The following is a 23,016-nucleotide window of genomic DNA, read 5'->3' as shown; positions in this document are numbered from 1 at the left end:
ACTATTTCTCCTTCGCAGCTTCATCAACCATTTTCTTTAGATCATCTATCGTGTTCCCCTCAAACTTCTTGCCATTGACGAATAGGGAAGGTGTGCCGGTTACGGCTAATTCTTCGGCAGTCTTCATATCTTTGTTCCAGTGATCTTCGGATTTGCCTGCTTTAAAGGAGGTGACCACTTTTTTCACATCAGCTTCATTTGCGATTTCCTTCAATGTATCTTCTAAGAATTCATCGGTGAATATGTCTTCTTTTTCATATTTATGATCATCGGGCTGCTTACTGAATAATAGCTCATGGAACTTCCAGAAGGTTTCATTTCCTAATTCCTGATAAACGCTCTCCGCAAATTTAGCGGATCTAGTGGAATCGACATTAATGAACGAATAATTCATGAAATAAAATTGCGCTTTTCCTGTATCGACCAACTCACTTTTGATCGATGGAAAGAATTTCTCCTCGAATGTTTTACACACTGGACATTTATAATCACCAAATTCAACAATTTGCACAGGGGCTGATTTATCTCCTAAATAAGGCTGTGATTTATAATCGATTTCATAAGCGGCCGTATCCTCTTCTTTCCCGTTAGCCAGGAATATGAACCCGATAATGATTACAGCCACCAACCCGATGATCCAAAACGTGAATGCAGATGATTGTTTTTGTTTCTTATTTTTTTTATTAGACATCATGAACCTCCATAGCTATTATAGTTGTTTAAAATTCCTTATACAGGTCCCTTGGACTCCATTAAGGCTGATTTCAGTTCCCCCTTTCCATTTGCCGCGTACCTGTAACTGATTGATTTACACGGTATAATATAAGTTTCACCATGATGGTTTGTCAATTTAACATACCTTTTATTTATGGCAGCGGACGTGATTGAATATCATTATAACTTGTAACTACTTGAATTACATGTTAAATAATTTATACTATATAGGAATCGAGATTTTAAAGGAGAGAACAAGATGTCCATCAGTACCCGTTTTTCCGTAGGAATCCATATATTATCTCTTTTAGAAATAAATAAGGAATGCATTAACACATCTGATTATATTGCAAAGAGTGTCAACACGAACCCCGCCTTAATCAGGAAAATTACCGGCATGCTCAAGACTGCAGGCTTGGTGAATGTCAGGCCTGGCATCGCGGGAGCTACATTGGCAAAGGAGCTGTCCGAGATTACTTTGCTCAATGTTTATCATGCCGTTAATGTGATGCAGGATAAAGAATTATTTGGCATTCACGAAAAACCTAACCCGGCATGCCCTGTTGGAAGAAATATACAGGACGCGATAGAGCCGCTCTTTTCAGTCGCTGAACTTGCCTTGGAAAAAGCATTGGGCGCGGTCACGATCGAGGATGTCGTCAAGGAGATCATCGAAAAGGATAAGCAAAGCAATTCCAAATGAGGATTTCCGGGCTTTCAATTTAAAAGCAAAAACACATGAGGTCGACTCATGTGTTTTTTTATGAAGATCGTTTATTTATATTTAGGAATTTCAATCGTCAATTTATAGGAATCTAATAAACTATATAGATTATAAATCTGTTTCACTTGCTTGGTTGCCCAGCCAATATCAGTGGCATACTGGTGTGACGCATAGCCATACTTCTCTGCTGCCGTAGGGTTCCACCTCATTTTGTAAAGCGTATCCTGCCCTGCGGAGATGTAGCCTTTGGCGATGAATTCGGCGCCGCCGATAATGGCCGCTTCCGGCGTGAACCAGCCGGCATTATAGGCATATTGAGCACCGCTGCTGACAGCTGTACCGTCATAAGCTCCCACTCCATACATATTATAGACCGTTTTCCCGTTCACCTTCACTCCTGTTGCCAACGGTGACGTGCCATTCCCTGTCTCCAGCAAGGCATGCGAAATCAAATAAATCTCATTGACTCCATACTTTACCCCTGCGGAAGTGAAGGTCGCAGCTTGTCCTTGCAGTATGCCTTTGCCTGAAAGGATTCTATCATTCACTTCGGAGACATTCATATTGGTAACTTGGGAGAGCTTGACGAACTGGTAAGAATGAACTGGGTCATTGACGAAATTTTTGGGATTCAGGTTATATTCTATGTCTTCCGGACTAGCATTCACCCATGTCTTGTTATAGCTCACCTCATACCAGTAGTACCCGTCAGAGCCTTTGACTTTTGATTTAATCGTCAGCGATTGATTATTGCTTACATCCCCGACCACCCAATAATTGGGGCCAGCTCCGCCCCTTACGCGCCAACCGGAGCCTTTGACGGTGCCTTTGGTTGAATTTACGAGAGACAAGCCATCCTCACGTATGTAGGTTTTGTACGCTTTATCTGTTTGCGCATTTGCCGCCATTTGAATTTGCACCATCTTATCCATTGTAAGATTGTACTCTTTTTCGATCTTGATGACCGAGTCATTCGGATTCCCTGGAACATCCGGTGCCTTTTCAGTTAAATATTTCGTGCTCACATAACCCGTTTTTCCGTTAGCCGTGATCCTTGACCAGCCATCTGCTTCCGAATACACGGTTACGGCCGTTTTATCTACTAGCGTAGCTATGATAGTAGCGGACGTCGATGCGCTTGAACGCATATTCAAACTGGAGCCATCATTCACATTTACATATTTGGTGATGGTCGTTACTTCACCGCCTGGATTCTGTCCGGGTTTTTCCGGTGTGGAACCAGGTTTCGTTGTTGATAGATATTGCGTGCTGACGTAACCTTCTCCGCCATACGCTTTAACCTTGGACCAGCCATCTGCTTCCGAGATGACTTCCACCTCTACACCCCTTGCCAATTTCACGATGACCGAAGCGTCTTCTGATGGCTTATTCCGCATATTGAGTGTCCCTGAGTTCACGTTTACATATTTCGTCGTCGTTTTTTCAGGGACCGCCGGCTTGGAGTCCGTTACCGGTTTTGTCGCCGTTAAATATTTGGTGCTGACATGGCCGTCCTTTCCATTGGCCTTGACCTTCGCCCATCCTTTGGATTCCGAATAGACCTTTACCTCGGTTCCCTTTGAGAGCTTGGCGATGATGCTTGCGGTTTCACTGCCGCTTTTTCGCATATTCAGCGTGCTTGCCGTCACGTATTTCGTCGTCGTTTTTTCAGGGGCAGTCGGTTTGGGAGCGGTTGCCGGTTTTGTCGCCGATACATATTTGGTGCTGACATATCCGTCCTTTCCATTGGCTTTGACCTTGGCCCATCCTTTGGATTCCGAATAAACGGTCACTTTCGTCCCTTTTGAAAGCCTCGCTACAATGCTTGAACTATCCGACCCGCTTTTACGCATATTGAGCGTGCTTGCCGTCACGTATTTCGTCGTCGTTTTTTCAGGGGCAGTCGGTTTGGGAGCGGTTCCCGGCTTTGTCGCGGATACATATTTGGTGTTGACATACCCGTCCTTTCCATTGGCTTTGACCTTCGCCCAACCTTTCGATTCCGAATAAACGGTCACTTTCGTCCCTTTTGAAAGCCTCGCGACAATGCTTGAACTATCCGACCCGCTTTTACGCATATTGAGCGTGCTTGCCGTCACGTATTTCGTCGTCGTTTTTTGGGTGGTTTCTGCCGATCCTGTCGCTGGCTTCGTTGCCGACAAATATTTGGTGCTGACATACCCGTCTTTTCCATTGACCTTGACCTTGGCCCAACCTTTCGATTCCGAATAAACCGTCACCTGTGTCCCTTTTGAAAGCATGGTGACGATGCTGGAGCTCACGTTACCGCCTTTTCGCATATTGAGCGTGCTTGCCGTCACATATTTCGTCGCCGTTTTTCCAGTTACGGCGGCTTTGGTTACCTGATCAGGCTTCGTTGCCGAAAGATACTTGGCATTGACATAACCATCTTTTCCATTGGCTTTGATCTTTGCCCATCCTTTGGATTCCGAATAGACCGTTACCTGGGTGCCCCTGGTCAGCTTCGCTACTACGGCTGCACTTTCGGTCCCGCTTTTCCGCATATGGAGGGAACCCGTGCTGACATTCACATATTTTGTTGCCGTCTTACTTGTGACGGAAGATTGGGCTGCCTGGTTCGGTTTCGTTGCCGAGAGATACTTGGCATTGACGTAACCCTCTTTACCATTGGCTTTTACTTTCGCCCAACCCTTGGATTCCGAATAAACCGTAACCTGGGTGCCACGCGTCAGCTTCGTAACTACGGCTGCGCTTTCGGTCCCGCTTTTCCGCATATGGAGGGAACCCGTGCTGACATTCACATATTTCGTCACCGTCTTTACCGTTACGGCGGTCCTAGTTAAAGCCCCTGGCTTCGTTGCCGATAAATACTTAGTACTGACATACCCCTCCTTACCATTGGCTTTGATCTTCGTCCAACCCTTGGATTCCGAATAAATCGTTACCGGCGTGCCTTTTGAAAGCTTGGCAACTATACTCGCACTTTCCGCTCCCGATTTCCTCATATTGAGTGAACCGGAATTTACATTTACATACATGACGCCTGTATCTACATTGGTCTGTTCTGCATGTAGTGGAGCTGCAGATATTTTTTCTTCGAATGCAACTGTCGACAATACTGCAAAACAGAAAGTTGGTATAATTAATTTCTTCATATCATTCTCCCTACTAAAGCATTATATTTTTAACATTTATTTAAATATCGGTTAATACTGATATAATAATATAGGTATATGTACTTATTCATTGAAAATATAACACAATTCTTTGGAACCACCGGGTAATTGCTTAGGTTTTAACATATTAGTAAACTAAAAGACATTTAAGTAACTTTACAGTAATATTTGAAATATATTGATGTTACAAAAGGTAACCCGTGGCTTAATGCCGCGCATAATGATATACTAGAATAATTAATTACGTGATAGGCCATATGCATTGAATAAAGTTGCGAGGTCACCCCATCATTCCTCATATTTGACGGGTGAAGCCCATAAACTATATAATTACTATATATAAATTTATAAGAATCCTTCTGTTAAGGGGAGTAGCTATACAATAAAGTCGTCAATACAGGATTTTATCCTCGGCTTTATTGGCAACTGATTCCAGTTGTTTGCAAGACCTTGCCGATTATTTGGTGAGGTCTTTTGGTTTTTAAAAGACGGTATGACCAATAATCGGTCATACCGTCTTTTTTGATTTGAAATTTGCACATTAGAGGTGAACAGTATGCAGAACTATAATGATTTAGCAGCAAGCGTCAAGATTTCCGATGATAAGAAGTATTCATTGCTTGATGCCGACCCATCCCTAACTCTTATCGGCAAGGGCCGCAGCGCTTATGTATTCCGGATACATTCCACCAATAAAGCGCTAAAGGTTTTTTTCCCGGACCAAATTCAAACAGCTAAAGTGGAAGCCGAAATATATCGAACCGTTCAATCCATTGATTATTACCCAACTCTATATGCTGCCGGACTGAATTTTCTGGTCATCGATCATATCGAAGGCAACACCCTTTTTGAATGTTTGACGTTAGGGATCCCGATAACGGAAGAAAATATTGAGGAAATTGACCATGCTTTGCAATTAGCAAGAAAAGAAGGATTGAACCCTTCGGATATCCATTTAAGGAACATCTTCATCACTTCCGAAAAAAAGGTGAAAATCATCGATGTAGCAAGGTTCAAGCAGGTTAAATCCTGCAATCAGTGGCATGATTTGAAAAGCGCCTTTCACCTTTTCTATTCAAAGTCATTTTTCCCGAAACGAATTCCCGGTTTCATATTGAATTCGATTGCAGCGATTTATAAAAAAAGATTCTTACCCATTTAATCGATCCGAATAAAATCACACAGGAGGCACTTATGAAAAAAATAATCGCGATCGCTTTTCTTTCCATCCTTGCCTTAAGCGGGTGCTCGCTTTTGGGGGAAGTCCATTCATCCTTGGAATATGCAGATAATGCGACGGAGTATGTGAATACCGTTAAGGGATTTGCCAATGAGCTACCTGCATTGGCCCAAGATGCCGTCACGAATACCGAAGCAAGGCAAAGCCTTGAAAAAGAGCTGCAGCAGCTGAAAACGGAGATTGAAGAATTCAATGCAATTGAGCCGCCTCAAATCGCCGAAACCATCCATGAAAAAATCGTTGCTTCAAATCAGCAGCTGTCAGATGGCATTGAATTATACCTGAATAATATTGAAAAAGGCCAAATCGATCCTAAAGCATTGGAAGAATCGGAAATCATGCAAACCATCGATCAAATAACGAGCTTATCGGAACAAATTGAAAAAATAGGGAATGAATAAAACCAGGAAAGATCGCTCCAGTGAAAACCGTTGACATGAAACCAAATGGTTTTATATAATCATTAAAGAAAAACCAAAAGGTTTCACATTACAGTTAAAAGGGAGAGTCACTATGGAAAAGCAGCATACTTTAGAGGATGTCAAGAAGACCGTCATTATTGAAGCACCGATCCAAAAGGTTTGGGATGCAGTATCGACTGCCGAGGGGATCGCTTCATGGTTCATGCCGAATGATTTTCAGCCGAAAGTGGGACATGAGTTCCATGTACAATCACCGTTTGGCCCCTCTCCATGTAAGGTATTGGAGATAGATGCCCCACATCGCCTCTCTTTCTCGTGGGATACTGACGGTTGGATCGTTTCATTCCATTTAAAAGAGCAGGATGGCAAAACTGAATTCACCCTGATCCATGGCGGGTGGAAGCAGCCTGGATCGATTCTTCCGAAAGCGAATGAAAAAAGCTCGGTTGTCCGCGATAGAATGGCGCATGGGTGGGATCAAATCGTTAATGAACGACTTAAAAAGGCTGTTGAGGGCTAAGTGACCTCTTCCGCAGAAAAATATGATGTATTCCAAGCTGTGGCCGACCCCACCCGCAGGAAAGTCCTGCAATTGCTTGCTGGAGGGGAATTACCCATTTCGGCCATCACCTCTCATTTTCCGATGAGCCGTACGGCGATTGCCAAGCATCTTCATATTCTATCCGAAGCTGAATTGGTCAGCGGGCGGAAGGTAGGAAGAGAGAAACGCTTTCGGCTTCAGCCCGAGCCCTTAAACGAATTGAAGGAATGGCTTTCATTTTATGAACGATTCTGGGATAACAAACTCTCCATCCTTAAGCATGTGGTTGAAAATCCCGAGGAAAAGGGACTGAAGGTCGAAGAATAGATAGGAAATTAAAGCCCCCGGCACAATGGCTCCGGGGGCTTTCTCATTTATTATTATGCTTCAACTTCGATCGTTTGTTCTTTGCGCTTGCGAATAACCAAAGTGAGCAACAAGAGCAGGTTAAATACAATGATGCACCCAGTAAGGAAAAGATAACTGGAGGTCAATGCATCCGCTCCAAGGCTCGCGCTCATCGATTGACGGAAGCCCATGACGGAATACGTCATCGGAATGAACGGATGAACCGCCCTGTAGAAGTTATTCATTAGCTCGACAGGGAACATTCCCCCGCTTGCACCTATCTGTAATACAAGGAAAATCATCGCTAGTAAGCGACCAGGATTTCCAAAGGCTACGGTCAGGAAGGTTACAAGGAACATGTAGGTCAGGGAGGTCAAGATTGAAACGATGATGAATTGCCCCAAGCTCTCGACCTGTAAATCCATTCCCCAGATCATGATTGCATCAAGAACTAATGCCGAAATCGTTGCTTGAATGAATAGCACGGTGAATTTACTGAACCACCATGCCACCCCCGATGTAGGCCGTGTGGACGGCATGCCTGTCGGGAAGCCCATGTTGAAGGCAATCGCACCTACGAATAATCCTAAAGACAATACATAAGGAGCCAGGGCATGGCCATAATTCGGTACCTTGCTGATTTTTTGTTCTTTAACCTTTGTTGGTTCAGCAATCATGCTGTAATTAGCTTCTGATGTTTCATTACTGTTTATTTCTTCCGCACCATCGCTTAATTTTTGCGAAAGCTCTTTCGTTCCATCTTTCAGTGAGGAGATGCCATCTCCCAGTTTATTTGACCCTTTTGCTAGTTTCGATGAACCTTCATTAATCTTACCTGCACCATCAGCAAGCTGGATGACACCATTGCTTAATGTCGGCAGATTGCTTGCCAATTGTTCTGTACCTTCAACAAGTGCGGACGATCCATTGTTCAAGGCGGCTGAGTTGGCATTCAGTTCGTTGGCGCCATCGGCCAGTTTGCTCGCCCCTTCGCCTACCTTTTTAACGCCGAACGTATACTTTTCTAAACCACTTCCAAAGGCTGCCGAGCCTGTTTGGAGCTGGGAGACCCCATTTACCAATTGACCAGAACCCTCAGTTAGTTTCGAGAGGCCATTATTCAACGACGAACCGCCTTGTGCCAGCTGATTGATGCCATTCACCAGTTCCGGTGTTCGTTCATTTAGGCTATCGGTTGCCTCCGTTAATTGATTGCTGCCATTAACCGCTTCCGACAGACCTGTATTTAATTGCGATGCACCCGGAATGAACTGATTTTCCAGTGAATCCTTTATGGCCGTGTATCCATTCAACGCTGAAACCGCGTTCGGATTGACTTTATTCACAGCACTATTCAAGGCTGCCACTTGTTCCGGCAACTGACCTAAACCATTCAATACTGGCATCACATGATTCGTTAATTGTGCAGATAAATCGGATATGCTGCCTGCAAGCGCCGATGCAATTTCCTTTTGGGATCCTGCTTGGATCTGCGCTTCGTTTTGAATCGCCCCGAGTAATTCGGATTGCTGTTCACTTGTCATGCCTTTGTAAGCTTCCGTTCCTTTGACGGCATCGATTGTGCTTTGTCCGTTGCTCGCAATGGATGATTGAAGCTGCGTTAGTGCTGCTTGGCTGTTCTCAAGATCCTTCTTGATGCTGGATACGGTGCCGGACGTGCTGCTTCCTGCCGGGATCGCTTCTTGCAATTTATTGACGCCGTTTTGGATGCTTGCCAGTCCTTGTGTAAGCTGACTTAGCTGTTCACCAGCAGGCAATTGGCCATCCAGTTTTTTCAAACCATCATTCAACGCCTGACTTCCCTCCGACAGCTTGGTAATTCCATCATTCAAGCTCCTTTGGCCTTCCGCCAACTTTGGAATGCCTGTCGATTGATCCGTCAGTTGACTTGCATTTTCCGATAATAGATTCAAGCCATCATTCAGACTGGCACTGCCGGTTTGTGCTTCCGCTAAGCCATTATTCAAGCTTTGGGCTCCCGGGACCACTTTGGCCAATCCATTCGAAAGCTGTGAAGAGCCTTGCATCAACGCCTCACTGTTGTTCGTTAACTCTCCTGTACCCGATGCTAGTTCATTAACACCTGTTTGGAGCTGCCCGACTCCATTCGTATATTGGGCTATCCCTTTGTTTAATTCCGTTGCGCCGCCTTCCAGTTTATGAACACCGTCCAAAAACTTGCCAACGCCAATTTGAAGCTTATTCGCCCCGTCCTTGAACGTTAATGTACTGGACGCTAATTTATTCAGATTGTCTGTCACTGCTTTGTTTCCATCATGAAGCTTTTCGGCGCCGTCATCCAATTTCGATGCCCCATCCGCTGCTTCACTGAAACCATCCCCGATTTCTCCGAGCTGCGAGAAAATCGCTTCCGCATATTCTTTTGTGACACTTTCAGCAATCTCCGTTTTCAAATTATTCGTTGCCTTGGTCCCGACCGTTTCAGAAACGAAACTGCGTCCAGGATTCGCATCATACGTTAAATTCATTTTCTTAGGCTTCTTATCCATAACGGTTGACGCATTTTTCGAAAAATCACGCGGAATCGTCACGACCATATAATACGTACCATCCTTGAATCCTTTTTTCGCCTGTTCTTCCGAAACGAAATGCCATTCCAGATCGTCGTTGTCCTTTAACCGATCGACAAGCTCATCGCCGACCGTCAAGGTCTTCCCTTCATATTCTGCCTTCACATCATTATTCACGACGGCTACAGGCAAATTACCTGTTTTGCCGTACGGGTTCCAGGCGGAACTAAGAAATAATCCTCCATAAATAATCGGAACGAATAGTAAAACAATGGCGACACCCACCAGTTTTTTATTCGTTAGGAAAAGCTTCCATTCTTGTTTAAGCATATTCAATTTTTATCACCTGTCTCTTCACACTTTAATTCATTCAATGACGCCGAGTTCCAATTCAGGGTCGGAAGTTCTTTTGTACCAAAGCTTTCTCTTAACAGATCTGCCACCGTTTGACTAGAAAAGAACTCCATCAGAAGTTCATCCGCCTGAGTAAACATCCGGCGAAGAACATCCACTCCCTTTTCCGCATACTCGCCGTCTTTAAACGCTTTTTCAATAAGTCCTGTATCCGGAAACATCGCGATCGGGCCTTCCATCGCTTCAATTATTTCGATGTTTTTTATCTCATCTACACTTTTGGCAAGAGAGAGACCGCCATTATTTCCTGGTACGGAAGTGATGATTTGCTTCACGACCAATTTCCGGATGATCTTTTTCAAATACGAAGGCGAAACTTCTAACCTTCTGCTGATCTCATTAGATGAAAGTGGCACTCTTTTATCCTGAGTCGAGAGTATGACAATGATGCATATCGCTTGCTCCACCCCTTTTGTTAATTGCAATTCCTTTCACCTCTTTATACATAAGTGGACATCCAATATCCATAATGGATATTTCGTATCTATTATTAAACCGCGTTTCAACTTAAAAATCAAGATATTTTATAGAAAAATTTACAAGTCTTTTCTTTTTGGACAGTACCGAGGAAATACAGAAAGGCAAAAGGAAACCCCGCATGACGATATCACGCGGGGTTTCCTTTGTCAGAGACATTTACAGTTCATTTAAAAACTCGTTGACCGCCTCTGGAGTTTTTGCATTTGCACTGTGCAGATGTGCAACCTTCTCACCATTTTTAAACACTAATAGCGATGGAATTCCCATCACCGTTTGCTCCTCGGAAATCTCGGGGAACTCGTCACGGTCGATCGTGAACCACTGTTTGTCTTGATGTTCTTGTGTGATTTCATCGATGAACATATCCAAGCGTTTACAATCTGGACACCACGTAGTCGTAAAAATTCCGACCGTCAGCCCCTCTTGTTTGATTTGTTCACGGTATTCTTGTTCTGTGCCAATAGTTTTCATGATTTCTCCTCCGCGCCTTTTCTTATCACCGTTTTTACTCCAAGACGAATGTACTCAACGATTACTATATAATTAATTCCTCCGGAGCACAAACGGTTTCTCCTGAACCATCAATCAAATGCTCCCACCTGTGTCACGGCGTTGATAATCCGGCCTATATGCGTAAGGCATGCAACCCATATAATTCGGCCTGCATGCCCATTCATTCAGCCTTCAACTTATATAATTCGACCTTCATCTCATATAATTCGGCCTGCACGCCCATTAATTCGGCCCACACTACATATAATTCGTCCCACACCCAATTATTTCGTCCTACATTTCATATAATTCGGCCTACACTCGGAAAATTTCTACACGCTGCCGTTAGTGGTGGTTTCCTGTTCATTCCAAAGGGAGGGTCAGCTGCCAGGAGACACCAAATTTATCGGATATCCATCCGAACTTCTTGCTAAAGGAATAATCACCCAATGGCATCAGCACTTGTCCGCCTTCGGATAAACCCGAATAAAGCCTGTCTATTTCTTCTTCACCATCACATGTAAGGAAGATTGAAAACGAAGGTGTAAACGTAAATTGATGTTCCACATTACTATCGATGCACATGAACTCCTGACCCTTTAAGGTGAAGGTGGCTTGCGTGACGCTTCCCTCTGCACCTGGCTCATTGGCTCCATACCGCGTCATGCTTGTTATTTCGGACTCTTCGATCAAAGCGGTGTAATAATTCATGGCTTCTTCCGCATTTCCCTGGAACATCAAGAATGGGATCACTTTTTTCATTGGTCATCCAACTCCCTTTTCATCAATTGCCCGATTATGGTGCCCACCAGTTCCCTGATACCACAATCATTGCCTGTAATTTTATCGTATTGGCAAAATAGTCATCGTCTACTTTTGACTGTATGGTCCGATCCCACAAATCGTTGATCCATTGCTGGTTGGACGAATCGATCATGGCACTTACCATGAGTGGGGCAACGAAGCTTGTACTATTGCCTTCCTCCACTGTTTTTCCGCTTAGCGTATAGCCGGATTGAATATTGTTAGGGTCTCCATCCGTTTCCGCTCTGATCCATTCATTCATCTTCTTTAATTGCGGCAGCGACCTATCATCGCCGGTCAGCAAATAATCAACCGTATAGCGCCATGGAGTCCTGCTGCTATTCCAGCTGTAATCGCCATCATTCTCCCCTTCTAAAAAGTCCGCTTGTGCAGGCTGATATCCATCCCTGGATAGGACAATGAAATCCGGCATCAGACCCGTATCGCGACTTTGTTCTTCATAAATCGTATGCATGATCTCATGCGCCTTATTCGTTACAGCCGCCCAGTCATGATTCCCTGTTGCCGCCTCGAATACCTTCAAGTGATTGAGAAGAAAATCGGAAGAACGTGTGGCTTTTCCGTATACCTCATCATCATCCCCGGCCCAGTCGCCCAATTTGATCAGCGACTTCGACCGGTTGATTTCATGCGCCATGATCGCCTCCATGATGTCTTTTGCCTGGGCAAGATAGTCGATGTTCCCATCGCTTCCCCACTGACGATCAGCCAACAGCAGCGAATAAGCGATATCCATATCGCCATCGGTTGCCGAGTCGGCATCTCCTGGCGTATTGATGATTTTCCCGGTTTTATCTTTCACTTGCTGCCACGCCATCAACGAAGGATCATTATCGCTTTTATGCGCTTTATAAAATCGGTAAAGTCCATCGAAATACCGCTTATCCTCGTTGCCTGCCATGATGGCCGTCATCATCATTCCATAGCCATGGGCCTCCGAAACGGTCACGGCGTTTTTGGGTTCTGCATATCCTTTATCGTTGTAATAGATATAATATTCATCTTGTTTATCGGCTGGCTGTTTGAGATAGTGATTTTTCCAAGTTTCATAAAAATCCCCGACCGCAACGTCCAGCTCCTCTTGTGATATATGGTCAGGTTTTATCGTTCCTGATTGATAAATTGCATGCTGCGGAAATGCCCTTTTAGCGGCCATCTCTTCCTTTGGCGTCTGAGTGGTTTGAGACACCCCCGCTGCCAAGAAGATGATCCCGATGATGATCACTCCGATTCCGATCACTATGCTTACTCGTTTTTTCATGGCCGGCTCCCTGAATTATGATGTACGTTTCACACATGTGATTTCCTTTTCTCATTTCCCCTGTGCATGCATTTCACTCTTTTACAACCCCGATCACAAACCCATCATACCCCTTCATTCCGACCGTTTGCATCACCGTGGAATCAATTCTTGGTTCTTGTGATAGCTTATCTATGAAAGTACGGATTCCCCTCACATTCGGATCATCGCTATCCGGGGCGAGCACTTTTCCATCACGGATGACATTATCGGTGATGATCACGGTCCCCGGCCGGGAAAGTTCCAGCGCCCATTTAAGATACTCGGGATTATTGGACTTATCGGCATCGATAAAAATGAGGTCAAAGCTGGATAATCCCTTTTCTTTAAGCTTTGGCAAGGTATCCAGCGCCGCCCCCACGATAATCTTGATTTTATCGGCCAATCCTGCATGCTTGATATTCGCTTCAGCCACTTTTGCGTGCCTCGCCTCATATTCCAGCGTTATCAACCGGCCATTTTCCGGCAAAGCACGAGCGAGCCACACACTGCTATAGCCGCCAAGGGTCCCGATTTCCAAGATGCTTTTCGCTCCAGTGAGTCTCGCTAACAGATGAAGGAATTTCCCTTGGTTTGGAGATACATCGATCGCTGGCAGCCCCGCTTCAGCATTCGCTTTCAATATCGAATCCATGATCTGATCCGTCGTATGGAGCTTATTACTAAAATATAAATCTACCTCATTCCAAATCTTTTCTGACATATAACGATCGCCCTCCTTGGCCGGTTACACCTGATTCAGCCTTCATCTTTCCTTCATCATCCAATGAAATGGTCAGCTGGTCATCAATGACCACCGAAAGCGGAAAGGATTCCGACACCCTATCCGAAAAAAACCAGCGCCTATTCCTGGGACCCAACAGTAAAAACGAACCTTCCTCATGCTGCCCTATAAAATTCAATCCGCCTTCATTTATCGATTCATCCTTCCTTACCGGCAGCCCTAAGCCCATCAACGTATTCCCGATATCCCCCACTTCATCTGTCGTAAGGTTTATTTCGCTTATGCACAACGATTCTCGTGCGCAGAAAGTCTTTGACTGGGATTCAGGTGATACGGCATACCTGGATATGAACTCGACGATGTTGCCTGATGGGTCCAAAAAATAAAAGGCATGGGCATCTGAAAGGCTAAAATGAACTTCGTCCACACCATCTTCCTTCATTAACTCTACCTTGGACTTTGCCCATTTTTTTGCCGAGGTAAATAAATTCGTCGGAATGTTTATGGCAAAATGATAAAAGGGCTTATCTTGGAGATGATAGCTTTTCATCTCCAGCACACTGTCCCCCACCTTAATGGCAAAACCATCATCGGTTAGTGAGTGTAACTCGAACCCTAACTCACCTACATAAAAATCCCGCATTTCATCCAAGACATGACTGTATAAAGTGACCTTATTGATAATCATCGTTGACCCCCTTCAACCACCTAACAAATATTGTAAAGCAAATCTTCATTTGTGGAAACATTCTGCATTTTTATTTACATAAATAATATATATATGGCCGCACCCCGCAAAAAAAGGACCACCAAATTGGCGATCCTCTGATTTCATATAAATGCCCCATTATAGGTCACTCTTTGATTTTCAGTCCGAGCATGGAAGCAAAGCCTATCGCTTGATCCGGGGAAACCTCGCAGCCGTTTAGATCCTCCAAGGATACGGTCAGCCTTTGGAAGGTGGAACTGCTAAGGTCGATTCCTTTAAGTGGCGTCCGGGAAAAATTCACTTCATTCAATCTGCAGGCATCGAACATCACTTTCTTGAACGTACACTCGTAAAAATCTGCGCTTTCCAATGAGCAATGATCGAATTTCACTTGTTTTAATGATGCATAACCGAAGGCACTTAAATTCAAGTTGCAGCTATCGAATTGGACATTTCCTAAACTGGCATCGGACAGGTTTATTCCCAGTAATTTCGAATCCTTGAATTCGACACGATGAATCGAACCAGCCATGAAATCGGCATTGGTCAAGTCGCAATGATCAAAAATTACATCCGTCAGCTCAATATTCCTGAACGATACATCACTGAATGTCACATTTTTAAAAACCACCTGTGATAATACGATTTTGTCGATTTTTTCGCGATCAATCGTACAATTGGTGATGATACAGGCATCAAGATATGGCTCATCTTTATAATAGATTTCCTGAAAGTTTCCTTGGGGTAACTCTTTTTCGATCTTGGGCTGTTCAATTTTGAATTTGCCTGGCATAGTATCACCTTTTCACTTTTTTCATGAATGACGAGGAAAGGACCACCCATCCCCTTCATTCAGACTTAACTATAATTGAGATGTACGTGGAGTTCAAACTAAGAATTTCGCGTGAAGGGCTATTATTTTCCGTTAATTTGTGTCCATCCCACTCGTTTGCTGGCAAATAAAAAGCTGCCTCTCTTGGCAGCCAGGAAACCTTATCTTTCTGTCTTGAACCCTTTTGGCAACCAAAAGTAACATAGGGCCGCCGCAAGAATCAAGAGCATTCCGCCTATCAAAAATATGGCTTGAAAGATACCCCCCCCTATGGTCGGCGAATTGGAAACAATACCGCTTGCAAACAAAAATAGAGCTCCGAAGCCGGACAGAAATACAGCTTTTTTTGTTATGCTTTTTTTGAAAAGACGATGGCCCGTCAGCATGATGATGTACGAAGCGGTCAAAATCATAAGCACCGGAAATAACGGCCTGAATTTAGCGGCATAAACGAAATGGTCCAAATCCGAAATATCATCGGCATCGATTACGTGATCCGAAAAATACGTTGAATGCTTCCATTCCCATGAGTTATCCAGTATTTCGCTGCCCTCATACCAGGCACAAAATGAAAAAAGCATAAAGAAAAATGCAGCGATTATCATTTGTGTAAAATAGTTAATAGTCAATTCCATCTCCTCCAGCTGACATTATACCAATAATTGGTTTATTTTCATATAATCGGAGCCCGCATCGTGTGTTCAAGCAATATGTAAACAAACACTGCCTCCTGAATATTATAATGTAACCACTTTTAAGGAGCGTTAGAGATATGATCACTCATGGAGATGACCTCCTTATTTCAGGAGCATGGTTACTGGGCATCGGCACACTCACAGGTGCAATCGGGCAAACCCAGCAAACGTTAACCGGAACGAACCTCGGAAAGGACTTGGTATTAAAAGGGAATGGCATTGAAGCCTTCGCAAATTCCCTGCAAGCCATCGGACGAACGAAAATGTTGGAGCCGGAAAATGAAATTTCCGAATCCTATTTCATTTTAGGCGCTTGGCTTGAGGCTGCGGGTAACACCGCAAATGCAGTGGGAATCAATATGCAGCTGAATGGCTCTGATGAGGAGGGGACGAAAACGGATGCTCTCGGCAGCGGCATCCAAGGTCTAGGAGCCGCTTTTGAAGCGTTCGGTGCCTTTCTTTCGGAGGATTCCATTTCACGTTCCCTTGAATTGAAAGGAAATGCCTTGATTGCAGCAGGTTCTTTTTTTGAGTCGATCGGAAACATCTTCATTCTAAATGAAAAACGCCGGATAGGGGAGCATATCCTCTTGCTTGGCAGCTGGGCCCAGGTTGCCGGTGCCTTTATCTTAATCGACGCCTTTTATCGTCCTGAACCCGAAGGTGATGAGCATCTATCCCGGTACAGCTATGCCAATTTTTGATGGATAACCTGCTTCCCGCCGCCGTTCAAAGCAGTCAAGGGCCGACGAGTTCGACCTTCATCCTATCAGGATCTTCGAAATATACCGCATAATGATCCCCTCCGCCGGCAAACGGATGCTTGTCCGCATACAGGACGGGTACTCCCCTCTCCCTCAATTTCATCGTCATCTCATCAACCTGCTGACGAGACGAAGCATGAAAGGCAAGATGGTTAAGACCGACCCTTCCCCTATGATAGGGAACATCCAAATACCTCTCCTTCGCTTGAACAAAAACAATATACATGTCCGCTAATCGCCAGCTCTTCCCGCTCTCCCACTCCTGATATGGCTCATAACCCATTTCCTCCAAAAACCAGCCCCAGAAACCAATGGACCGTCTCAAATCTGAAACGTAAAGCTCAATATGATGAATGAACCCCTCTGACAATGTCATCCCTCCCATTAAACCATCAAAAAGAGGAGTGACTGGTACCACTCCCCTCTAGTCGGTTGCATTCACTATACTCGAATCCGGTCGCGCCGACTAGGGGAAATTTCCAGTTGGGACGAATTCTTCCTCCTAACGGACTGATTATCTTCACATTCGGTCGATTTATACGCATAGATGGACCATTTATTTCCGGTTGAATTGATTTAATGTGGCCTTTTTTTAAAGTCGGAATGGTTTTTATTGGATGATTTTATCATAGACTTCACCGTTGCCATTTATTTCGATGATTTTCAGTCGATTGGTTCTTTTGATAAAAATGGTTTTATATTGTTTTTCCCCGTTTAGTTCAATCAGGAATACACGTTTATCATCGTTATCCGTTTCCTTATTGAGTGTATAGTCTTTATCGCCGATCTGCTCGATGATTTCGTCGTATTCGGGCAAGGAGGACCATTTATTTTTTTCAGGGCCCGCTTTCGTTTCCTTTTGCTGTTCATTTTCCTTTGGTTTCTCCTGGTCATTCGCCAGGTCACTATTGCAAGCAGTCAGCATGGTTGCTGAGGCAACCAGTGCAATGATCGATTTATACATGTCCCATATCAACTCCCGTTCCTATTTTCCCTCTTTCCCTGATAAATAACCTTGTTTGCTTAAATAATACCAATCCGATTGGACATAATAGATTAATTCTGCTATTATAGTTACTCAGGGTAACAATTACTTAAGGTAACTATATAATGATAAAAGAGGTGTTTCCTATAAAGACTTACCAAAAATTCTTCCAGCAACTTTTACTGCTGTACCGTCCATTTGAAAATAATCTTAATATCCAGCTGGGCAAGCATGATTTACACAGGGCGCAATGGTCCATATTACATTTCTTATTCAATTATGAATCGGCAACGCTTGTGGAGCTTGCCAATTATCAAAGCGTTGAAAAGCCCACGATTACGAGGACCATCACCCGCTTGGAGGAATTGGGGTATGTCGAGCATGTACCAAGCAAGGATCGGCGCGAGAAAAGGATGCGGCTTACGGAGCTCGGCACAAAGATATACAACGAAGTCCGTGTAACGATCGACCAATATGAACAGGACATCCTGGAAGGAATCACTGAAGAGGAACAACTCGCAGCGATACGCATCATGGGTGAAATAAGAAATAACATCTTAAAGTAAGGAGATCATAAAATGGAACAATCCAGACCAAACCTATGGACGAAAGATTTCATCATCGTCTCATCCATTAATTTTTTCATAACATTAATCTTTTATTTATTGATGGTGACACTTGCCATCTATGCTGTAAATGAATTGAATGCATCTACAAGCCAAGCTGGACTCATATCAGGTATCTTCATAATCGGGACATTGATCGGACGCTTGTTCATTGGCCGTTTCATCGATTCAATCGGCCGTAAGAAAACGTTATTCATCGGGTTGATCTTTTTTACGTTGACGACCATTCTATATTTTGTCGATCTCGGAATCGGCTTCCTGCTTGTTAACCGCCTGATCCATGGGATGGCGATGGGCATGGCCAGTACCGCGACGGGAACGATCGTCGCCCAAATCATTCCGGCAACACGTAAAGGCGAGGGCATCGGCTATTACAGCATGAGCGCGACACTTGCAACGGCAATCGGACCCTTCATCGGTCTATATATGGCTCAGCACACAAGCTTCCAAGTGATTTTCAGTTTCTGCCTGGCCTTAGGGCTGATCAGTCTGGTCACAGCATTCTTCCTGTATGTACCGGCTTTGAAAGGAACTGCAAAAGCGGCAGAAAGCAAAGGGTTCAAGCTCTCCAACTTTATCGAACCAAAAGCACTGCCCATCTCATTGATCACTTTAATATTGGCATTCTGCTATTCCAGCGTCCTTTCTTTCATCAGTTTTTACGCCATTGAAATCGACCTGGTCAATACGGCAAGCTTCTTCTTTGTCATTTATGCTGTGGCTGTATTAGTATCACGTCCTTTCTCTGGACCGTTAATGGACCGGAGAGGAGCGAACTTCATCATGTATCCGGCTTTCATGATATTTGGTGCAGGTTTGCTGCTTCTAAGCATTACGACCAATAGCTTCACTTTATTGGCGGCTGGCTTCCTCATCGGACTTGGCTTCGGTAATATGCAATCAAGCTCGCAGGCGATTGCGGTTAAACTGACACCGCCTCACCGTATGGGAATGGCGACCTCGACCTTCTTTATCATGCTTGATGCAGGTCTTGGGTTCGGCCCATATATTCTTGGTTTCATCATTCCAATCACAGGCTACAGCACGCTCTATGTCATTCTAGGCGTCGCGGTCATCGCCACTTCCGTCCTGTACTTCTTCCTGCATGGCCGGAAAGAACGTGCAGCAAGAGCAACAATCGCTTCAGCTTAAGACTAAAGGGCTGGGAATGATTTCATTCCCAGCCCTTTTTTATACGTTCATCTTAGATGGAGAGAATGTTCACGGACCGCCTCTGGGTAAGCGGGGTACATCCATTTTGCCTGATCAGATCGAGTCCAAAAGTAAAGGTCCCTTCATTAATGAGGGGACCTTTCGCTTCATCATTTAACTTCGAGGTTATTTACAGAAAAACCAGTTTTTTGTTCATTCTTCTTTTTGGCAGCATGCATGACCGTTTCACCTTTATATAAAGTTTTTCCTGTCTTTAAATCAGCGATCAGTAGGTGTGCAGGTTTGTACGTTACGTTTTCACCCATACCGCTTCTTAATAGGAAGTACACACGCCCATTTTTAATCGCAACGTAGTTTGCTTCCTCTTTACCAGCAGCTAAGTCCAGCTGTATGTTATTCGTTAACGCTCCACTGCTTATGTCAAATGTCTTCATTTGATATTTTCCGGATTTGAAAGCAATTGCGTATAGGTTTTTCCCATCCGTATAGCCGGATCTTGCGATGTCCAAATTGAGCGATTCTTTCTTGGCACCCTTGATCGTTGATAATTTTTCCGTGTCATACTGGTAAGAGAACAGCTTGCTTTCTTTTAGCTTTTCCTCATAAACACCTTCCTCATCAGTTACGGCTTTAATGATTGAAATTAAGATCATATTGTTTGGCTTTGAAGGTGATGTATTCACCGGCATCTCAAAGTCCACTTGATTTGGGTACGTAAAGGTTTCGGAGACAAGGGTTTTGTCGTTCACTACCTTTTTCTTGGCTAAATCGATCGTATACAGATGTACTTCTTTCGTTTGCTTATCATCATTCGAGTACACATCATTCATCGTCAATACCTGCAGCTTCGAATGAATCAGCTGCACATCCCTGACTTCCGTATTCATTACTCTCTCTTGACCGGGAACGTCGATGCGGAAGGACGTTTCATCTTCATCTTTCTTCTCCAATAAACCGATATCGAACTCCGCTTTCATTTTCCCGCTCTTCGTATATTCGCTATTCACGGATGCGTAAGCGAGGAAATCATCGTCTTCATAAAAGGAATTGATAAAGTCCCTCCCGCGCATGAATGAACGATGTTTCTTTATCAATCGTTCAATTTGAACATCATTTCTGTCAGACCAGAATGGCCTATCGCTGTCATATTTGGTTCGATCGGATTCAATCGTCAATGGTTCATAAATATTATGATGTTCAAGTGTTGCTTGGACGATGACCGGATCAAGCTCTTTAACGCTGCCTTCACTTGTCTTGAATGTATACGTCGGCAGGCTTGAAGCGGAGGAAGCTACTTTCACATAATAAGTCCCGATGCTTAAGAGGACAACCAAGCTGATGATGATGCTGCATAAATAACGTTTCACCTTGTTCACGCTCCTTTTTTGTTTGTTTTTATACGGTTACGCGGTTTTTCAATAACCATGATCCAAGCCAAATCGATAACCCTGTCACGATGATTCCCAATGTGAGCAGAAGACCGAATAATTCAATCGAATAAAAATGGAAAACCCCACTGTTATTTATGAAAACAGGAGTTAAAAACAGCATAGCGGCAACACCGCCATACACCAGCCCCAATAGAATTCCTTTCATGCGGAAACTCCGTTCAAACATGATCGCCGTGAATAATACCGACATGATCATAAGACCGGTTCCATAGGAAAGCAGGAACGCCGTGAATGTACTTGGAATGATCAACATCAGTACCCTATTCGCTGCAGCTATGGAGGAAGTTGACAGTTCCATATTCAAGAACGCTTCCGGCACGCTTGAATTGAATAGCGCATTTTCCAGCGGTAAAAGGATCATCTGCCAGGCGATCAGTCCCAATACCATCAGGAAGATGGCCGTAGCTTTGGAAAGATAGAGTGATAATCTGGATGTCGGTAACATCAAGAGGCGATAGATGAACGTATTCTTGCCGAACCAATCACGATACCAAATTAAAAAAATGTAGAAAATGAGAGCAACGGCGCTTAATGCGATCGGGCCTAGAAACCAAAGGGTATTGGCGATATGGGTGAAGTCAATGCCGCCATATTCACTAAGATAATCGGCTTCCGTTAGCTTTTCCTGCAGCATGGTTTCCTTGGCATCATTAATAAGGCTCTTGGTTACGATCAGCACCCCGGCAAACTGCGAAAGGACGGTGATCAGCAATAGAGTAAGATAAATTTTACTAAAACGGTTGATTTCGAAATTGACTAGCTTTATATAACGCATCATGCTTGATACACCTCTCTCATTACGTCGACTACCGATTTCCCTTCTTCTTCACGCATTTCTTCCGTATTGAATTCCTTAAGCACCGTCCCGTTATCCAATAAGATGACCTTGTCGATCAGATGCTCGATATCACCGATTTCATGGGTCGTGATGATGACGCCCCTGTCCTCAATGAGATGGCTCGCAAAAACATTGGCGATCTGCTCGCGGCTGAATATATCGATTCCCGAAAACGGTTCATCCATCAGGACATAATCCACGTCAAGGGACAGCCCGAGCATCAAGTTAAGCTTAGCTGTATTTCCTTTGGACAATTCCGAAATGCGGCTTTCTTCTTTCAGCTTGAAGAATTCAAGTAATTGCAGGGCCCTTTCCTGATTCCATGAATGATAGAAATCCTCCATGAACACCATTGCCTGTTTGACCGTCATTTGCGGAAGCATCGTCGGAGCGTCCGGAATGAAGGTGATTTTTTCATAGCTGTCCTTTGTCATTTGTTGACCATCGATCAGGATTTCCCCTTTATAAGGTGTCAAGCCCATGATCGCTTTGAGTGTAGTCGTTTTTCCGACACCATTAATCCCGATCAGACAGGTGACTTCGCCTTTATTGGCGGTAAAGGACACACCATCCAATATTTTTTTGCGGCCATATTTTTTGGAAACTCGTTTTACCTCGATCATTTCCCTTCCTCCTCCCTGATTTCTTCCGAGTATTTTTCTTTCACGACACGAAGCAACTCATCGACTGGCACATTAATCGGACGGATCGCATCGACAAAAGAATCGACGGCTTCCAAGATCAGTTCCTGCCTCACAGCCTGTAATACCGTTTCATTCGTAGTGATTTGACTGGGAAAATTACGTTCAGTATGAATCAAGCCCTGTTCCTCCATTTCTTTATACGCTTTTTGTGCAGTATTAGGATTTATGTTCAATGTAGCAGCCAGCTCTCTTCGGGAGGGAATCTCCTGTCCAGCCACGAAGTTGCCGATGGCTATTTGCTCTTTAAAATGACGAACGACTTGTAAATATACCGGTTCCCGGGTATTAACGTTCATAAAACCACC

General features: G+C 44.1%; 24 protein-coding genes and 1 pseudogene. 8 read left to right on the top strand and 17 right to left on the bottom strand.

The annotated features are described in order from the left end of the window. Nucleotide 1: 1 nt before the first annotated feature. Complete coding sequence (locus AS888_RS13660; RefSeq protein WP_260320204.1) at nucleotides 2-691, bottom strand: DsbA family protein; 690 nt, start codon at nucleotides 689-691, stop codon at nucleotides 2-4. 282 nt (nucleotides 692-973) lie between these two features. Here AS888_RS13660 and AS888_RS13655 point away from each other — a divergent pair, with 282 nt between their 5' ends. Further along, nucleotides 974-1,417 (top strand): Rrf2 family transcriptional regulator, encoded by a 444-nt coding sequence (locus AS888_RS13655; RefSeq protein WP_061142709.1) that lies wholly within the window; start codon nucleotides 974-976, stop codon nucleotides 1,415-1,417. 71 nt (nucleotides 1,418-1,488) lie between these two features. Here the strand turns inward: AS888_RS13655 and AS888_RS25105 are convergent, their stop codons facing one another. Further along, nucleotides 1,489-4,575 carry an SH3 domain-containing protein gene (locus tag AS888_RS25105; RefSeq protein ID WP_081092445.1) on the bottom strand — a complete coding sequence of 1,029 codons (3,087 nt, stop codon included), beginning with the start codon at nucleotides 4,573-4,575 and terminating at the stop codon, nucleotides 1,489-1,491. 577 nt (nucleotides 4,576-5,152) lie between these two features. Between AS888_RS25105 and AS888_RS13645 the strand changes: the two genes are divergently transcribed. The 4 genes from AS888_RS13645 to AS888_RS13630 all read left to right on the top strand — a co-directional run bounded on the left by AS888_RS13645 (nucleotide 5,153) and on the right by AS888_RS13630 (nucleotide 7,126). After that, nucleotides 5,153-5,758 carry a protein kinase family protein gene (locus AS888_RS13645; protein WP_061142708.1) on the top strand — a complete coding sequence of 202 codons (606 nt, stop codon included), beginning with the start codon at nucleotides 5,153-5,155 and terminating at the stop codon, nucleotides 5,756-5,758. A 32-nt stretch (nucleotides 5,759-5,790) separates the two neighbouring features. Further along, complete coding sequence (locus AS888_RS13640; protein WP_061142707.1) at nucleotides 5,791-6,237, top strand: DUF6376 family protein; 447 nt, start codon at nucleotides 5,791-5,793, stop codon at nucleotides 6,235-6,237. Between the two features lie 112 nt (nucleotides 6,238-6,349). After that, nucleotides 6,350-6,778: an SRPBCC family protein gene (locus AS888_RS13635; RefSeq protein WP_061142706.1), complete on the top strand. Its 429-nt coding sequence runs from the start codon at nucleotides 6,350-6,352 to the stop codon at nucleotides 6,776-6,778. Continuing rightward, the gene (locus AS888_RS13630; RefSeq protein WP_061142705.1) at nucleotides 6,779-7,126 is read left to right on the top strand and encodes an ArsR/SmtB family transcription factor; all 348 of its coding nucleotides are present in this window, start codon (nucleotides 6,779-6,781) and stop codon (nucleotides 7,124-7,126) included. Between the two features lie 53 nt (nucleotides 7,127-7,179). On the opposite strand, the gene AS888_RS13625 is transcribed toward AS888_RS13630, so the two are convergent. The 9 genes and pseudogenes from AS888_RS13625 to AS888_RS13585 all read right to left on the bottom strand — a co-directional run bounded on the left by AS888_RS13625 (nucleotide 7,180) and on the right by AS888_RS13585 (nucleotide 16,104). Continuing rightward, nucleotides 7,180-10,029 (bottom strand): YhgE/Pip domain-containing protein, encoded by a 2,850-nt coding sequence (locus tag AS888_RS13625; protein WP_155645493.1) that lies wholly within the window; start codon nucleotides 10,027-10,029, stop codon nucleotides 7,180-7,182. A gap of 2 nt (nucleotides 10,030-10,031) precedes the next feature. Next, complete coding sequence (locus tag AS888_RS13620; protein WP_061142703.1) at nucleotides 10,032-10,538, bottom strand: RrF2 family transcriptional regulator; 507 nt, start codon at nucleotides 10,536-10,538, stop codon at nucleotides 10,032-10,034. A gap of 211 nt (nucleotides 10,539-10,749) precedes the next feature. Next, a pseudogene (locus AS888_RS13615) lies at nucleotides 10,750-11,079 on the bottom strand (thioredoxin family protein); the annotation flags it as partial. A gap of 369 nt (nucleotides 11,080-11,448) precedes the next feature. Beyond that, nucleotides 11,449-11,847, bottom strand: coding sequence for a VOC family protein (locus AS888_RS13610; RefSeq protein WP_061142701.1), 399 nt, complete (start codon nucleotides 11,845-11,847; stop codon nucleotides 11,449-11,451). A 34-nt stretch (nucleotides 11,848-11,881) separates the two neighbouring features. Further along, nucleotides 11,882-13,171, bottom strand: coding sequence for a glycosyl hydrolase family 8 (locus tag AS888_RS13605; protein ID WP_061142700.1), 1,290 nt, complete (start codon nucleotides 13,169-13,171; stop codon nucleotides 11,882-11,884). A gap of 73 nt (nucleotides 13,172-13,244) precedes the next feature. Next, nucleotides 13,245-13,913 carry an O-methyltransferase gene (locus AS888_RS13600; protein ID WP_061142699.1) on the bottom strand — a complete coding sequence of 223 codons (669 nt, stop codon included), beginning with the start codon at nucleotides 13,911-13,913 and terminating at the stop codon, nucleotides 13,245-13,247. Then, nucleotides 13,891-14,622, bottom strand: a complete 732-nt coding sequence (locus tag AS888_RS13595; RefSeq protein WP_185113090.1) for a glyoxalase — start codon at nucleotides 14,620-14,622, stop codon at nucleotides 13,891-13,893. Before AS888_RS13595 ends, AS888_RS13600 begins: the two co-directional genes overlap by 23 nt. Before the next feature lie 166 nt (nucleotides 14,623-14,788). Continuing rightward, complete coding sequence (locus AS888_RS13590; protein ID WP_061142698.1) at nucleotides 14,789-15,436, bottom strand: pentapeptide repeat-containing protein; 648 nt, start codon at nucleotides 15,434-15,436, stop codon at nucleotides 14,789-14,791. A 200-nt stretch (nucleotides 15,437-15,636) separates the two neighbouring features. Beyond that, nucleotides 15,637-16,104 (bottom strand): YjdJ family protein, encoded by a 468-nt coding sequence (locus AS888_RS13585; RefSeq protein WP_260320203.1) that lies wholly within the window; start codon nucleotides 16,102-16,104, stop codon nucleotides 15,637-15,639. Between the two features lie 143 nt (nucleotides 16,105-16,247). Between AS888_RS13585 and AS888_RS13580 the strand changes: the two genes are divergently transcribed. After that, nucleotides 16,248-16,874 (top strand): DUF6944 family repetitive protein, encoded by a 627-nt coding sequence (locus AS888_RS13580; protein WP_061142696.1) that lies wholly within the window; start codon nucleotides 16,248-16,250, stop codon nucleotides 16,872-16,874. Nucleotides 16,875-16,908: 34 nt separating this feature from the next. Here AS888_RS13580 and AS888_RS13575 read toward each other — a convergent pair whose 3' ends face one another. Then, a complete protein-coding gene (locus tag AS888_RS13575) occupies nucleotides 16,909-17,304 on the bottom strand; it encodes a VOC family protein (protein WP_061142695.1) in 396 nt (131 codons plus the stop codon). Between the two features lie 240 nt (nucleotides 17,305-17,544). Beyond that, on the bottom strand, nucleotides 17,545-17,898 hold the full coding sequence (locus tag AS888_RS13570) for a hypothetical protein (protein WP_061142694.1): 354 nt from the start codon (nucleotides 17,896-17,898) through the stop codon (nucleotides 17,545-17,547). A 146-nt stretch (nucleotides 17,899-18,044) separates the two neighbouring features. On the opposite strand from AS888_RS13570, the gene AS888_RS13565 reads away from it, so the two are divergent. Both AS888_RS13565 and AS888_RS13560 read left to right on the top strand, forming a co-directional pair. Beyond that, nucleotides 18,045-18,485: a MarR family winged helix-turn-helix transcriptional regulator gene (locus AS888_RS13565; protein WP_061142693.1), complete on the top strand. Its 441-nt coding sequence runs from the start codon at nucleotides 18,045-18,047 to the stop codon at nucleotides 18,483-18,485. 12 nt (nucleotides 18,486-18,497) lie between these two features. Then, the gene (locus AS888_RS13560) at nucleotides 18,498-19,697 is read left to right on the top strand and encodes an MFS transporter (RefSeq protein ID WP_061142692.1); all 1,200 of its coding nucleotides are present in this window, start codon (nucleotides 18,498-18,500) and stop codon (nucleotides 19,695-19,697) included. A 170-nt stretch (nucleotides 19,698-19,867) separates the two neighbouring features. Here the strand turns inward: AS888_RS13560 and AS888_RS13555 are convergent, their stop codons facing one another. The 4 genes from AS888_RS13555 to AS888_RS13540 are packed head-to-tail and all read right to left on the bottom strand — an operon-like array spanning nucleotide 19,868 to nucleotide 23,007. Beyond that, entirely contained in the window at nucleotides 19,868-21,085 is a 1,218-nt protein-coding gene (locus tag AS888_RS13555; RefSeq protein WP_061142691.1) for a hypothetical protein, read from the bottom strand. A 28-nt stretch (nucleotides 21,086-21,113) separates the two neighbouring features. After that, nucleotides 21,114-21,947, bottom strand: a complete 834-nt coding sequence (locus AS888_RS13550; RefSeq protein WP_061142690.1) for a hypothetical protein — start codon at nucleotides 21,945-21,947, stop codon at nucleotides 21,114-21,116. Next, the gene (locus AS888_RS13545) at nucleotides 21,944-22,630 is read right to left on the bottom strand and encodes an ABC transporter ATP-binding protein (RefSeq protein WP_061142689.1); all 687 of its coding nucleotides are present in this window, start codon (nucleotides 22,628-22,630) and stop codon (nucleotides 21,944-21,946) included. The genes AS888_RS13550 and AS888_RS13545 overlap by 4 nt, the downstream gene beginning before the upstream one ends. Then, on the bottom strand, nucleotides 22,627-23,007 hold the full coding sequence (locus AS888_RS13540; RefSeq protein ID WP_061142688.1) for a GntR family transcriptional regulator: 381 nt from the start codon (nucleotides 23,005-23,007) through the stop codon (nucleotides 22,627-22,629). The genes AS888_RS13545 and AS888_RS13540 overlap by 4 nt, the downstream gene beginning before the upstream one ends. Nucleotides 23,008-23,016: the final 9 nt, after the last annotated feature.

This window comes from Peribacillus simplex, from assembly GCF_001542915.1.
In the GTDB taxonomy this organism is placed as follows: Bacteria; Bacillota; Bacilli; order Bacillales; family DSM-1321; genus Peribacillus; species Peribacillus simplex_B.
This window is presented reverse-complemented; position numbering and strand designations above follow the sequence as displayed.

What these genes read in the sequence shown, in the direction of transcription:
- AS888_RS13660 (WP_260320204.1), bottom strand. Translation starts at nt 691, where the DNA reads ATGTCTAATAAAAAAAATAAGAAACAAAAACAATCATCTGCATTCACG.
- AS888_RS13655 (WP_061142709.1), top strand. Translation starts at nt 974, where the DNA reads ATGTCCATCAGTACCCGTTTTTCCGTAGGAATCCATATATTATCTCTT.
- AS888_RS25105 (WP_081092445.1), bottom strand. Translation starts at nt 4,575, where the DNA reads ATGAAGAAATTAATTATACCAACTTTCTGTTTTGCAGTATTGTCGACA.
- AS888_RS13645 (WP_061142708.1), top strand. Translation starts at nt 5,153, where the DNA reads ATGCAGAACTATAATGATTTAGCAGCAAGCGTCAAGATTTCCGATGAT.
- AS888_RS13640 (WP_061142707.1), top strand. Translation starts at nt 5,791, where the DNA reads ATGAAAAAAATAATCGCGATCGCTTTTCTTTCCATCCTTGCCTTAAGC.
- AS888_RS13635 (WP_061142706.1), top strand. Translation starts at nt 6,350, where the DNA reads ATGGAAAAGCAGCATACTTTAGAGGATGTCAAGAAGACCGTCATTATT.
- AS888_RS13625 (WP_155645493.1), bottom strand. Translation starts at nt 10,029, where the DNA reads ATGCTTAAACAAGAATGGAAGCTTTTCCTAACGAATAAAAAACTGGTG.
- AS888_RS13610 (WP_061142701.1), bottom strand. Translation starts at nt 11,847, where the DNA reads ATGAAAAAAGTGATCCCATTCTTGATGTTCCAGGGAAATGCGGAAGAA.
- AS888_RS13605 (WP_061142700.1), bottom strand. Translation starts at nt 13,171, where the DNA reads ATGAAAAAACGAGTAAGCATAGTGATCGGAATCGGAGTGATCATCATC.
- AS888_RS13600 (WP_061142699.1), bottom strand. Translation starts at nt 13,913, where the DNA reads ATGTCAGAAAAGATTTGGAATGAGGTAGATTTATATTTTAGTAATAAG.
- AS888_RS13595 (WP_185113090.1), bottom strand. Translation starts at nt 14,622, where the DNA reads ATGATTATCAATAAGGTCACTTTATACAGTCATGTCTTGGATGAAATG.
- AS888_RS13590 (WP_061142698.1), bottom strand. Translation starts at nt 15,436, where the DNA reads ATGCCAGGCAAATTCAAAATTGAACAGCCCAAGATCGAAAAAGAGTTA.
- AS888_RS13580 (WP_061142696.1), top strand. Translation starts at nt 16,248, where the DNA reads ATGATCACTCATGGAGATGACCTCCTTATTTCAGGAGCATGGTTACTG.
- AS888_RS13570 (WP_061142694.1), bottom strand. Translation starts at nt 17,898, where the DNA reads ATGTATAAATCGATCATTGCACTGGTTGCCTCAGCAACCATGCTGACT.
- AS888_RS13565 (WP_061142693.1), top strand. Translation starts at nt 18,045, where the DNA reads ATGATAAAAGAGGTGTTTCCTATAAAGACTTACCAAAAATTCTTCCAG.
- AS888_RS13560 (WP_061142692.1), top strand. Translation starts at nt 18,498, where the DNA reads ATGGAACAATCCAGACCAAACCTATGGACGAAAGATTTCATCATCGTC.
- AS888_RS13550 (WP_061142690.1), bottom strand. Translation starts at nt 21,947, where the DNA reads ATGATGCGTTATATAAAGCTAGTCAATTTCGAAATCAACCGTTTTAGT.
- AS888_RS13545 (WP_061142689.1), bottom strand. Translation starts at nt 22,630, where the DNA reads ATGATCGAGGTAAAACGAGTTTCCAAAAAATATGGCCGCAAAAAAATA.
- AS888_RS13540 (WP_061142688.1), bottom strand. Translation starts at nt 23,007, where the DNA reads ATGAACGTTAATACCCGGGAACCGGTATATTTACAAGTCGTTCGTCAT.